The 12377-nt window shown below is 63.6% G+C and carries 10 protein-coding genes and 2 tRNA genes; 7 read left to right on the top strand and 5 right to left on the bottom strand.

Annotation, left to right across the window (positions count from 1 at the left end; all coding sequences use genetic code 11):
• Positions 1 to 54: 54 nt before the first annotated feature.
• Both WB794_RS01865 and WB794_RS01870 read left to right on the top strand, forming a co-directional pair.
• Positions 55 to 130, top strand: a tRNA-Phe gene (locus WB794_RS01865).
• The gene (locus WB794_RS01870; RefSeq protein ID WP_337334145.1) at positions 98 to 394 is read left to right on the top strand and encodes a hypothetical protein; all 297 of its coding nucleotides are present in this window, start codon (positions 98 to 100) and stop codon (positions 392 to 394) included. The genes WB794_RS01865 and WB794_RS01870 overlap by 33 nt, the downstream gene beginning before the upstream one ends.
• Positions 395 to 597: 203 nt before the next feature.
• Here WB794_RS01870 and WB794_RS01875 read toward each other — a convergent pair whose 3' ends face one another.
• Positions 598 to 978, bottom strand: a complete 381-nt coding sequence (locus tag WB794_RS01875; RefSeq protein WP_337334146.1) for a cupin domain-containing protein — start codon at positions 976 to 978, stop codon at positions 598 to 600.
• A 325-nt stretch (positions 979 to 1303) separates the two neighbouring features.
• Between WB794_RS01875 and WB794_RS01880 the strand changes: the two genes are divergently transcribed.
• From WB794_RS01880 to WB794_RS01900, 5 genes are all read left to right on the top strand, one after another.
• The gene (locus tag WB794_RS01880; protein ID WP_337334147.1) at positions 1304 to 2236 is read left to right on the top strand and encodes a c-type cytochrome; all 933 of its coding nucleotides are present in this window, start codon (positions 1304 to 1306) and stop codon (positions 2234 to 2236) included.
• Positions 2237 to 2247: 11 nt separating this feature from the next.
• Complete coding sequence (locus tag WB794_RS01885; RefSeq protein WP_337334148.1) at positions 2248 to 3756, top strand: cbb3-type cytochrome c oxidase subunit I; 1509 nt, start codon at positions 2248 to 2250, stop codon at positions 3754 to 3756.
• Positions 3757 to 3847: 91 nt separating this feature from the next.
• Complete coding sequence (locus WB794_RS01890; RefSeq protein WP_337334149.1) at positions 3848 to 4345, top strand: SCO family protein; 498 nt, start codon at positions 3848 to 3850, stop codon at positions 4343 to 4345.
• Entirely contained in the window at positions 4345 to 4926 is a 582-nt protein-coding gene (locus WB794_RS01895) for a hypothetical protein (RefSeq protein WP_337334150.1), read from the top strand. Before WB794_RS01890 ends, WB794_RS01895 begins: the two co-directional genes overlap by 1 nt.
• Positions 4927 to 5691: 765 nt before the next feature.
• Entirely contained in the window at positions 5692 to 6486 is a 795-nt protein-coding gene (locus WB794_RS01900) for a hypothetical protein (RefSeq protein ID WP_337334151.1), read from the top strand.
• A 195-nt stretch (positions 6487 to 6681) separates the two neighbouring features.
• Here WB794_RS01900 and WB794_RS01905 read toward each other — a convergent pair whose 3' ends face one another.
• The 4 genes from WB794_RS01905 to WB794_RS01920 form a co-directional block, all read right to left on the bottom strand.
• A complete protein-coding gene (locus WB794_RS01905) occupies positions 6682 to 9264 on the bottom strand; it encodes a DEAD/DEAH box helicase (RefSeq protein WP_337334152.1) in 2583 nt (860 codons plus the stop codon).
• A gap of 484 nt (positions 9265 to 9748) precedes the next feature.
• The gene (locus WB794_RS01910) at positions 9749 to 10057 is read right to left on the bottom strand and encodes a GIY-YIG nuclease family protein (protein ID WP_337334277.1); all 309 of its coding nucleotides are present in this window, start codon (positions 10055 to 10057) and stop codon (positions 9749 to 9751) included.
• Positions 10058 to 10319: 262 nt separating this feature from the next.
• Positions 10320 to 12011 (bottom strand): site-specific DNA-methyltransferase, encoded by a 1692-nt coding sequence (locus WB794_RS01915; protein WP_337334153.1) that lies wholly within the window; start codon positions 12009 to 12011, stop codon positions 10320 to 10322.
• 233 nt (positions 12012 to 12244) lie between these two features.
• A tRNA-Lys gene (locus WB794_RS01920) sits at positions 12245 to 12319 on the bottom strand.
• Between the last annotated feature and the right edge of the window lie 58 nt (positions 12320 to 12377).

Genomic DNA, 12377 nt, shown 5'->3' on the forward strand with positions numbered 1-12377 from the left:
TAATAGCGCGCTCGCTGCAGCCCGCCTCGCGCCTGCATCGCATCTTCAGTACCTGGCCCGGTAGCTCAGTTGGTAGAGCAGCGGATTGAAAATCCGCGTGTCGGTGGTTCGATTCCGCCCCGGGCCACCATCCACATACAAAGAACCAGCCCTCGCGGCTGGTTTTTTGTTGGGCGGAAACATCACCGGCGCGCTGCTGGTGCAGTCGGCCACGGGGCAGGCCGGTCGCCCGATCATCCTGGTCGTCCCTGCCGACTTGGCACGGGTCACGCGCGCCGCGGTGAACACGCTGCACGCATGGGCGGCGCTGCCGCTGTCCGCCGAAAGCGGTCGATTTGAACCTGAAGGACTGGATCGCACGGTGCCTGGCAAGGCGCTTGCGTTGCAAGGATGAGCGCAACGGTGACCGAGGGTCTGGTCCCGCGATGAGCGGGGCCACGGCTGCCCGCTAGCGCCGCGGGATCGCCCTTTTCGCACCCGACTTGTCCGGACCGAACCCGCAGGCTCGACGCAGCTGTCCGCGCAGCGGAGCGGACGCAGTCCGACTGCGGCGCGCCGCTGCCGCCGCGCGAAGTTTCGGGCCGTTGCGCCGCGCCGTCAGTGCTCGTGCGCTTCCGCGCGCATCGCGTCCTCGCGGGTGCGGTGCACGGTGCCGGGGGCGTGGTGCGGCGGCGAGTAGATCGTGACCAGACGCAGGCGCTTGCTGCCGGTATTGCGGATGTCGTGGGGCGTGCCCGCGGGCACCAGCAGCATCGAGCCCTTTTCCAGCGACTGGGACGCTCCCGCGACCACCGCTTCGCCGCTGCCCTTGGCGACCACGAAGATCTGGTCGTTCCCGCCGTGCACCTCCTCCCCGATGGCCTCCCCGGGTTCCAGGCACATCAGCACGATCTGCGAATGCTTGCCGGTGACGGCCTCACGCCGGAAGTCCTTGTTGCCCTTGGCCAATTCCTTGATCGAAACAGGGTCTTTGCTCACGGGTCACCTCCGGTCACGGAATCGACAGACTGGCACGATCGGAGCACCGGCGCAATCATCGGGACGCGCGAGACGACCTGCGCAATCGCCATCGGATCCGACCCGGCAAACCACCGTGCGCACGCGTGGCGGCACGTTGCGAAGCGGCGGTTTCAATCTGCGGAAAACTTGAGCCTGCGACACCTGCCCGTACGGATCAGACCACGTCGTATCGTTGCGGTGACGCTGGTCCGGACATGGCAGTTTCGATGCTCCCTTGTTGACAGCGCTTTGCTGAGGTAGTAGTAAAACCGCGGGTATGCCGCAGTCATGCAAGGGGAGACGCATGGCCCTGCAAGAGGTTGTCTGGATCATCGCCCTGACGGGAATCGGGCTGGTCGCACTCGGATTCCTTTTGGTCATTCTGCAGGCCGGCAAGCCTGCAGACGACGAGGCAGCACGCAGGTCCGCACGCAATGCGCGGCGGCTGCAGGCATGGCTCTTCGGCATCCTGCTGGTGGGCTTCACTGTCGGCACCTGGGCGACGCTGCGCCACTATCCGATTCCACACCAGAAAAAACCGCTCGCGGCCCAGCAGGTCGTCGACGTGGTGGGGCGACAGTGGTCCTGGCAGATCACGCCATCGACCGTCGAGGCCGGCAGCGCCGTGGAGTTCCGCGTCACCAGCGCGGATGTCAACCACGGGTTCGCGCTGTACTCGCCGGACGGCCGCATCGTGAGCCAGACCCAGGCGATGCCCGGCTACACCAACAAGCTGCTGCACACCTTCGACACCCCGGGCAAGTACACGGTCATGTGCCTGGAGTATTGCGGACTGGGGCACGCCCCGATGACGGCCACGATCAACGTGGTGGCCAGCCTCGCGTCGGCGCAGCCGGCTGCAGGTGAAGCCCCCGCCGCGGGGGAGGCGGCGGCAGGCGAGCCGGTCGCCGCCAGCGGCGAACAGGTGTACGCCACGCACTGCGCGGCCTGCCACCAGCCGAGTGGCCAGGGCCTGCCGGGCATCTACCCGCCGCTGGCCGACAACGCGGCAGTCAACGACGCCGATCCGACCGCACACATCCACGCGGTGCTTTACGGGCTGCAGGGCAAGGTCATCGGCGGAGTCGCCTATCCGGTGCCCATGCAGCCGTTCAAGGACATCCTCAGCGATGAGGACATTGCCGCAGTTGTCAACCACGAGCGCAGCGCCTGGGGCAACCACGGTGACCCGGTCACGCCGGCACAGGTGACAGCGCTGCGCAGCGCGGGCCAATAAGGGGGTCGACCATGGCATCACTCACCCTGTATCCCGAAGAAGAGCGCCTGCGCGGCGGGGAACGCGTGGCGTTCAACTGGTACATGATCAGCGCGGCGATCCTGCTGGTGCTGATGATGACCTTCGGCGTGACCATGCGCATGGCGCAGGCGCGCTGGATCGGCGTGCCGCCGGACTGGTTCTACAAGCTGCTGTCGATGCACGGTGCCGGCATGGTCGGCACCATGGGCATGGTGACGATGGGGGTGATGTGGTACTTCCTGCGCAAGTACGTGCGCCTGCACCTGTGGGCCTTCGTCGCCAATTACGTCCTTTTCCTGATCGGGGCGCTGTGCATCATCGCCTCGATCTTCCTGGGCAACTACGGCGGGCTGTGGACCTTCCTGTATCCGCTGCCCACCAGCAGCATGGGCCTGTGGACGCCCGGCGCGGCGGCGCTGTTCATGCTGGGCTACCTGTTCATCGGCGTCGGCGCGCTGCTGTTCTACTTCGACGCGGCCGCAGCCATCATCAAGGTGCACGGCAACCTGGGGCGCGCGCTGGGCCTGCAGTGGCTGTTCGGCGGCACCATCGATTCGGATCATCCCAAGACCGTGGTGGCCAGCACCATGGTGATCATCGCCAACTCGATCGGCATCATCGCCGGTGCCGTGGTGCTGGTGATGGGACTGGTCAACATCTACTTCCCGCAGGTCACGCTCGACGCGCTGCTGGCCAAGAACCTGATCTACTGGTTCGGGCACATGTACATCAATGCCACGATCTACATGGGCGTGATCGTCGTCTACGCGCTGCTGCCGCGCTACACGCAGAAGCCCTATCCCATCTCGCGTCCGTTCCTGTGGTCGTGGGCGGTAAGCACGGTGTTCGTGATCGTCGTCTTCCCGCACCACCTGCTGATGGACTTCGCCCAGCCGCGCTGGCTGTCGATCATGGGCCAGGTGGTGTCCTGGGGCGCGGGATTCCCGGTTTTCCTGGTGACCGTCTATGGCGCGCTCACCAACCTCTACCAGTCCAACATCCGCTGGAACCTGCCCTCCAGGCTCATGATCCTTGCGATGTTCGGCTGGGCGGCCGGCATCGTCCCGGCGATCCTCGACGGCACGATCCGCAACAACCTGGTGATGCACAACACCCAGTGGGTGCCGGGGCATTTCCACTTCTACCTGCTGATCGGCGTGCTGCCGATGTGCCTGGCGCTGATGTTCCACGTCATGGGACGGCGCAGCGATGAGCAGGTGCCGCCGAACTCGACCGCGGACAACCTGATCGGCCTGGCCATGCTGCTGGTCGGCGGGCTGACTCTCGCGTTCTCCTTCCTGCGCGGCGGCCTCGACAGCGTCGCCCGGCGCATGGACGTGCATCTGGATGCCTGGCTCGGTTCCGATGTGGCCGGCGCGATCGGCGGAAGCCTGGTCCTGCTGGCGATGCTGTACTTCGCGATCCGGATCACGGCGGGCCTCTTGCGCAAGCCGGCGGCGGGAGGATCCGGTGCGGGTGCTGCGGACGCTGCTGGCTAGCCTTCTGATCGTCGCCGCAGGGATCGCAACGCTCGCCGCGGTTACCCACGGATTTCGCGCATTCACTGTGGAAGGCGCACGGCGGATCGCCGTGAGCGAGCACCCGCGCGCGCTGCCGGCGGCCTCGCTGCAGACCGCCGGCGGCGACACCATCGAACTGGCCAGCCTGCACGGCCGCTGGCTGCTGGTGGACTTCATCTACACCCGATGCCTCACGTACTGTTCGGTGCAGGGCAACGAGTTCGCGCGCCTCGAAACGCGGCTTTCCGGACCGATAGCGGACGGCAGGGTCGCGCTGCTGAGCATCAGCTTCGACCCGTCGCACGACGATCCCGCGCAGCTCGCCGACTACCAGCGCCGCTCGCGCAATCAGGGCCCCGGCTGGATCGCGGCGCGGCCGACGAAGGCGGGCGAACTCGATGCGCTGATGCGCTCGTTCGGCGTCATCGCGATCCCGGACGGACTCGACGGCTACGTCCACAACGCGGCGATCAACGTGGTGGATCCCGCCGGCCGACTGGTCGCGATCCTGGACTGGAACGACGCCGCCGCAGCCGAACGCTACGTGCGTGCGCGGCTGCAACCATGATGACCACCTCGACAAACCGGCGCGCGTGGGCGGGCCTGCTGCTGTGGGGCCTGCTCGCGCTGCCGCCGGTGCGGCACGCGCTCGAATCCACCATGACGCTGCACATGCTGGCGCAGATTCCGCTGCTGGCCGTGGCGGGATCGCTGCTGGCGGGCGCGCTGCCGCCGCGCGTCGCGGTGGCGGTGGCGCGCTGGGATGCCGGCGGCATCTGTGGTTTCCTGCTGGCATCGCTGGCCGGCCTGGTCTGGATGATCCCGCGCGCGCTGGACGCGGCGATTGATGCGCCGATGGTTGCGGCGGCGAAGTTCCTCGCCGTCCCCGTGCTGATCGGACTGCCGCTCGCGCTGAGCTGGCCGCGCATGGGATTCGTGGTGCGCGGCGTGTTCCTGGCCGAAGCAATCGCCACCGCGTTCCGGGTCGGCTGGCTGTACCTGGCCCTGCCGCAGCGGCTGTGCGCCAACTATCTGCTTGCCGACCAGCAGCAGGTCGGCAAGGCCCTGCTTGCGGCGGGAGCGGCGCTCAGCCTGTTTCTGGCCTGGAAGCTGCTGTGGGGCAACATCAGGATCGACGATGCGGGATAACGGTGCCGGGCCGACACCATTGGCGGCCAGTGTTTCAACGCGTGATTCCGCCATCGGCTGGAACCGGACTCAGCCGGACCTGCCGCAGCGGCGGGAAAAACTCCTTGGCGCTCATGTGCGCAAGCGCGCGGTCGCCCGAGGCCTCGATGCAGCCGACCGCGCGCGTAGGCCTGCCATTCGGCCTGCATCTCCGCGAACTTCTCCGGGTGCTCGGCAGCGACGTTGCGCTGCTCCAGCGGATCTTCGCGCAGGTCGTACAGCTCCCATTCGCTCGGTCCGCAGGGCGGTGCCAGAGAGCGGGGCGGCGCTGCGGAATGGTGGGCCGTGATGGGATCGAACCATCGACCAATGGATTAAAAGTTCGCTTTGAAATCAATAAGTTATTGAAATGCAAGCGAAGTCTTGCGAAGGCTGGTGAAGGCGAAAGAAGTTACGAATCAGCAGCTTGGCGAAGGTGCGCAGAACTGCGCGGTGTACCGTCAGTGTACTTTTACGCCTTCTGGCTCACGCCAACGCCTAGTCTTGCCGTCAGGCAGAGAAGCAACCACCAGCGCCGGCTCAAGGCCGATGCCGTGCGTTCCAAGCAGCAGCCCAAACGCCTCCAAGGGATAGACGTTGGCGCCAAAGGCGCTGATCCGGGCGCGGGCTTTCGGTCTGATTCGTAGCAACATAGGTTTACGATACCATCAGCTACTGCAGTCAAGTCCATACGGATCGCGATTGATCCAGAACAAGCATACTTCATGATGAAACGGAAGTGAAAATATGAATATAATTTCCGTCACAGGTCTTCGCCCATTGGGTATCAAAGTGCCACAGGTCGTACGCTATATGGATAAAGCATGGGTTCAGCACTTTTTCGAAACCGGAGAACTGCTTCTAACGACTTTTCAGAATTGCAGAGTACATGAAGATGCTAGTCGCCGCGATAACGACGAAGGCGTTGCGAGGTTTAGCCTTGAAAACAACATCTCATCGATGAGTGGGAACATTCGGGCGGGTAGCAATAGCTATATGCTCTGCGGAAGCCTGGTCGAATCAACTGAATTATCAACCAAATTTGAGGCGGATGCATATTTTCTGATCAATGACCCAATTCAATTCGCCGACACCATTGCAAGGTGGCTGCCAGGCTTTGCAGAGGGTCATCTCGGGCCATGCATCTATCGTCCAGAACGACGAATAAATAGAAAGGTGGATAGTCAGCTTCTTCCGGAACCACCCTTCCCAATTGATAGGCCAGAAGTGGACCCATCACAAGCAGATCTTAATGATGCGATGAACAAGCTCAGGGCCGATGCCGGAAAAAACATTCACCAGGCACTAGGATTCGACCCGCTTTTTTGCAAAGACCTCTCTTTTGCAAGTGAGGCGGAGTTTCGCTTCGTTTGGACTATTGCAGATGAAGTGAATGACAAATTGGTAATCAAGTGCCCTGCCGCAATTCAGTTCTGCAGCACACATATACCAATTAAAAAGCCCTATCAAGCAACAAGGCCCAAGGACGGTTCCGGCTTCTTTGTGGCAACCTCCACTCCTCCTTGCGAGGAGCAGTCGTAAAGTTGGTTGCAAGCGGCAAACCACGTCTCTCGTTCGTTACGCTTACAGCCCTTCATCTGTATGGCTCGGAGGGTTCGACCCGACATCACTACCCAGATCATCGATGATTCCCACCGATCCAACCGCTTCGCCTTATGAGGCACGACGGCGCGACACCCCTTTCGTCGGCGCGAACGGCTCAGCCAGCCTCCTCCATCAACCTCCATCCACCCACTCCGGCGCCCGCACCTGCCAGTCGTTCTCGAACACCAGCTCACACTGGATGCTGGTTGCATCGCCAAGGTCGAGCTGCATGTCACCCACGACCTGGCCGGCGTAGTTCTCGGTCAGGAGGTCGAGCAGGTCGCTCTTGTAGCGGCTGTCGGGGTTGTCGAGGTGCTCGCCCTTGGTTTCCAGCACCAGCAGGCGCTGGTTGCCGGATGCGCCCTGCACGGCGACCACCAGGTCGGGGTAGATCTTGTGCTTGCGCCAGCCCTGCAGGCCGTACTGGCTGCGCGCCACGTTGCGGAACCACCAGCGGGTGGCGGCTTTGCCGTCGAGGTAGCAGGCGACGTTGCGTTCCAGGCGGTTCATTCCGTCTTCGGTGGCCGGTATGAACAGGCTCTTTTCGACCGGCACATTGTCCGCGTCCCGCGTCAGCAGGCGCACGGGTTTGTCCAGCATGGCATCGAACTCGCGCGGCACTTCGTAATTGCGCCCGTCGGTGTGCAGGCTGAACTGCACGCGGCCGGCCGCAATGTCCTTGCGGAAGACGTCTTCCGCCATGCGGTCGAGCTGCTCGGCCAGATACAGGCGCAGCTGATCGACGATCAGGCTGGTGCGCTGGCCGATCACTTCGACATCTACGCCTGCAGCCTGCAGTTCCTGCAACAGCCGATCCACCAGCGCCCAGGCCTGCCACGCGTTCGGAATCAGGTCGCTGATGGATCGGCAGACGTGCGCGGTGTCGAACCCCGGAATCTCCCGCACGGTGTCGCGGTCCTCCACGCGCAGCAGTTCGCGATCACCGCTCAAGCCGATGCGCAGGATTTGGGATGCCGCTTCATCGCCTCCCTTGGCCAAGCGCTCGGCCAGCGGCCGCATGTCGATGTCCAGAGGCTCGGTGCGGGCCAGCAGGTCCATCTCGTAGTCCAGCTCGCGCGTCGCACCGTCGTCCACCCAGCGCACCACCGGCAGGAAGATGCGCAGCTTTTCCATTCCCTTGCGGCGCTGCAAGCGCGTCGCCTCATTCGCGCTGCCGCCGCCCGTTTCCTTCACCTGCGTGACCAGATCGCCCATGCCGTCCTGCTCCAGGCCGTTCTTGATCGCCCCCACCACGTCACGGGTCGAACTGTGCAGGCACAGCACGTAGCACTCGTCGAGCGCCGCAATGCCGGTTTTCTCCGTATCGGGCTGGCGCAGGATGCGGCCGATCAGCTGGGTAAGCGCCCCTTGGCTGCTCACTGGCGCAAGCGAGCACAGCACGTAGGCGAACGGGCAGTCCCAGCCTTCCTGCAGTGCCGACTTGGTGATGATGAAGCGCACCGGATTGGTGGGGCTGAGCAGGTCCTGGCGCTCGGGTGACTTCAGGTCGTCGCGCTCCGCGCTCTTGATGGCCACCTCATCCTCGCGCAGGCCGAGCGTAAGCAGGTACTCGAATACGTCTTCGGCGTGGACCCGCTGGCCGTCGCGCTGCTCCCTGCCGGTACGCTCCACCTGCACCAGGCAAATCGGGCGGATGTAGCGCGCGGTATCGGCGCGCAATCGCTCTGCATCCGCGTGCAGCCCGTTGAGACGTTCCAGCGCCTCACGCACGCAGGCGCGCCAGTCGCTGCCGGCCTTCACGGCGACGTTGATCGGCAGCTTCACCATGTTCTCGGCATCGAGCGCAGTGCCGCGCACGTCGCACAGCCAGTTGGCATAGACCGGCGGGTTCTCCCTCGGGCGATCCGTCGGGGTGGCGGAAAGCTCCAGCACGAAGCGCGGGTTGAAGCCGTAAAGCGTGTTCATCGCAAGGGACGAATAGCCCTTGTGGCCCTCGTCGAGCACCACCACCGGACGAATTGCCCGCAGCGCGTTGCCCAGCGAGTCCTTGACCACGAACCACTGCATCGCGACATCGCTGTAATGATCCAGATTCGGGACCTCGCGCAGCCAGCGCGCGTGGCCCTCGCGGTCGTCCGCAACCGGAAAGAAGCCGTGCACGCTGCCGCGATCCCGGAACAGGCGCAGCGACTCCTTGGTTTCCCGGTTCGCCGACTGCAGCATCAGCAGCATCACGCACAGGTTGCCGTCCACGTCGGCGCGGCTGAGCGGATCGTCCTTCTCCAGAATCCGCGTACGCCCGCCGCTGGCCTGGTCGAGCATGTGCCGATAGGGATGCTCACGGTCGCGCAGCGCCTTCCGGGTCTGCGCGTAGATCGCCTCGTTCGGGCATATCCACAGCACGAAGCCGGAGCGGGCCTCCAGCCACTTGTCGAAGATGCGCGACACGGCGGCCACGGCGAGCAGGGTCTTGCCACCGCCCGTCGGCACCTTGAGACACACGCTCGGCACCGGCCGCCCAACACCATCCACTCGCGGGCTGAACGGTACTGCGGACCGGGCCGCCGGCAGCTTGCCGCCCGCCTGCATCGCCTTCCACGCCTCAGCGGTATAGTCGGCCACCTGAATACCGATCCCTGGATTGGCGGCGGCCAGCTCGGCCTGCTTGCGCGAACGAACCGCCTGGGTCGCCAGCTCAGTCAGGTAGTCGTTCAGCGTATTCAGGACGCCTTCCTGAAAATCCTTGAATTTCATTCAGATAGCCTCAAATCTGCGGCCAGTCACCCGTTTTCTGGGCACTTGCATCAGGCAAGGATTGCCGTACCACAGGCAGTACCTAGCCCCTTCGGACCGAACCGTCTCCGTATGGTGTGCTTGCCGGGCAATCGCCCGACTCGGCCGAAGGTGCGATGAAGGGAGCGACCATGTCGCTCCCTTTGTTTTTGGGCTCAGCGGAAATCCCATACGTCGCGCCGCTGTAGTCAGCACTCCCGCGCTCTCACCGCACGTCATTCCCGTATCCACCCTCACCGTCATTCCCGCGAAAGCGGGAATCCAGTTCTTCCGCTTTGTACGTCCATGGATTCCCGCTTTCGCGGGAATGACGGCGGTGTTGTTTTGAATGACGGCGGTGTTTTTTGGAGTGACGGGAGTGCTCGCAGGTATGACGACCGCAAAAGGCGCGCAATCTCCCGCCTTCTCGAAGGGGGTGATTTCATGGACATGAGAAATCAGGGATTCAACCACTGGAATCTCCGCTGATCTCCGGCCACAAATCACGCCAGGCCGGGTTTTCCCGTTCGATCATCTCGATCTTCCACGCACGCTCCCACTTCTTGAGCTGCTTTTCACGAAGAATCGCCGATTCCATTGTGGTCGCCTGTTCGTACCAGACCAGCTGGTGCACGCGATGTTTTCGAGTGAATCCTTCGGCTGCATCCGTTCGATGCTGCCAAACACGCTGAACCAGATCCGAGGTGACACCCACATACAACGTGCCATGGCGCTTGCTGGCCATCAGATAGACAGCGGGCATACGCTCACGCATGACACTCACGAATGCACTCGCTCGCCACCTGCCGGCCCTTGCCACTTCCGTAGCCACCCCCACTGCCAGCCCCGAATCCATCCACGCACGTACCCTTTCCGTCATTCCCGCGAAAGCGGGAATCCATGGGTGGGCGAAGCGGAAGAGCTGGATTCCCGCTTTCGCGGGAATGACGGCCGTGGTCGCGGGGATGACGATGTCGTGACGGGAAGGCCAATGTTGTGCCGGGAAAGACGACGGAGGGCACCTGCATTTTCACGCCTCAGCCCTTCTCGATGCGGTACAGGGCATAGGGCAGCGGCGCGTGCTCCACGCCCAGCTCCAGCAGCTTCTTCTGCGGCACGAAGCGGGCCGGGGCGAAGACCAGGTGCGGCTTGTCGCGTCCGGTGGCGGCGATCTTCTCGGCCAGCGCCAGGGTCAGCGCGGCGTCACGGGACTTCAGGAAGTCGAGATCGGCGCGATAGATCAGCCACACGTGGTACTGCGCGCTTTCGCCCAGATAGCCGTCGGCCTCGCGCAGGCGGGCCGGGTCGAGCGGCTGGCCGGTGGCGGTGTGGAACAGGTAGCCGCCGAAGGCCTCGAAATCCGGCAGCGAAGCGCCGCTCAGAAGGTCGTCCAGCGCCAGCGGTGCGCCCAGCGTGCAGTAGCTGAAGCCGCCGCCCAGCCCCTCGGCGCGTTCGGCAACGGATTTTTCCCCGGTGACGATCAGATCGCCGTCCTGCACCGTGGACTTGATCGCATCGAAGCGCCCTTCGTGCTGCTTTTCGACCAGCGCGGCCTGCAGCAGCAGCTGGTTGGCCTTCTTCAGCTTGGAGAACGTCAGCTTTTCGCGCAGCAGCTCCTCGCGCTGGGTGCCGGTGAAGGCATAGCCCTCGATCACCCGCCGCACGCGCTCGGCGGTGAGGCTGTCGGCGTAGTCCTCGCATTCGACCAGGATGAACTTGCGATTGCCGCCGTCCTTGGCGTTCTGCGCCAGCACGGCGTGGGCGGTGGTGCCGGAGCCGGCGAAGGAATCGAGGACGATGGCGTCTTCCTCTGTAGCGATCTCGAGAGCACGCTGAATCAAGGCGACTGGCTTGATCGTTTCGAGAGTCTTCCGGCCCATGATTGCAAGCAACTCTGCTTGAGCATCTCGAGTGCTGCCAACGTCTCTTGCGAACCAGACTGTTTCCGCTGATCGTCGGTCTTGATCCTTCAGGAAGATTTTTCGAATAATCCGCGTTTCATCATCAACGAAGAGCACCTCTCCTCGGTCGATCTTTACCTGCATCGTCTCGGGCTTCCATCTCCAGCCCTTTTCAGGAGGGGCGATGAACTTTCCGGACGGAGTCGGTAGGGGATATTTCAAGTTTGGCCGGTCGAGTGAATTCCGAACATCGCCAGTTCGCCACTCCCCTCGGGGATCATCGTCCGGGTTGGAGTATGCAAGGTTATGCTCCTCCGCGCGTTCAAGTCCGAGAATCTTGAATTCCTGTTTCCCGTACACCAACAGATGGTTGTGGCTCACGGAAAAAACATCCGTGTAGCCCTTGCCTTGAACGCTATGCTGCCAGACACAACTTGCGACGAAGTTCTGCTCGCCGAAAATCTCGTCGAGCATCACGCGCGCATGATGCACCTCGTTGTCGTCGAGCGTGATCCAAATCGAGCCGCGCTCGCTCAGGAGTTCGTGCAGCAGCTTCAGCCGCGGCCACATCATGCACAGCCACTTGTCGTGGCGCAGCATGTCCTCGGCGTTGACCGGGTTGCCGTCCAGCCATTCCTTGATCAGCGGGCTGGCGACGTTGTCGTTGTAGGCCCAGCCTTCGTTGCCGGTGTTGTAGGGCGGATCGATGAAGACCAGATCCACCTGGCCGGCGTAACGCGGCAGCAGGCTCTTCAGCGCGTGCAGGTTGTCGCCGTGGATGATGAGGTTGTCCGGGTCCTCGCCGCAGGAGCGCGACGCATCGTGCACCAGCGGCCGGAACGGCACCGTCAGGTGGTGGTTGTAGACGAATTCCTTGCCCTTGAAGTGCAGCTCCGGCATTGCGTGCAGCCCCTGTCACCCGGCCCATGCCGGAACAGGCATAGCTTAGCGTCTGGGCGCCGGGATTCCTGCCGGCAGAACCCGCGCTGTCCTCACCCGAACCGGGAATCCCGCGTTCGCGGCAACGATGTGGGCGCAGGAGGCGGGGTGGCGCTGCGGAATGGTGGGCCGTGATGGGATCGAACCATCGACCAATGGATTAAAAGTCCACTGCTCTACCGCTGAGCTAACGGCCCGGTGTGCTGTGCGGCCGGGGGGAGCCGGCGCTCTTTCGCAGTCGGGGCACCGCAGGAT

Source organism: Denitratimonas tolerans (genome assembly GCF_037203605.1).
Taxonomy (GTDB): Bacteria; Pseudomonadota; Gammaproteobacteria; order Xanthomonadales; family Xanthomonadaceae; genus Denitratimonas; species Denitratimonas tolerans.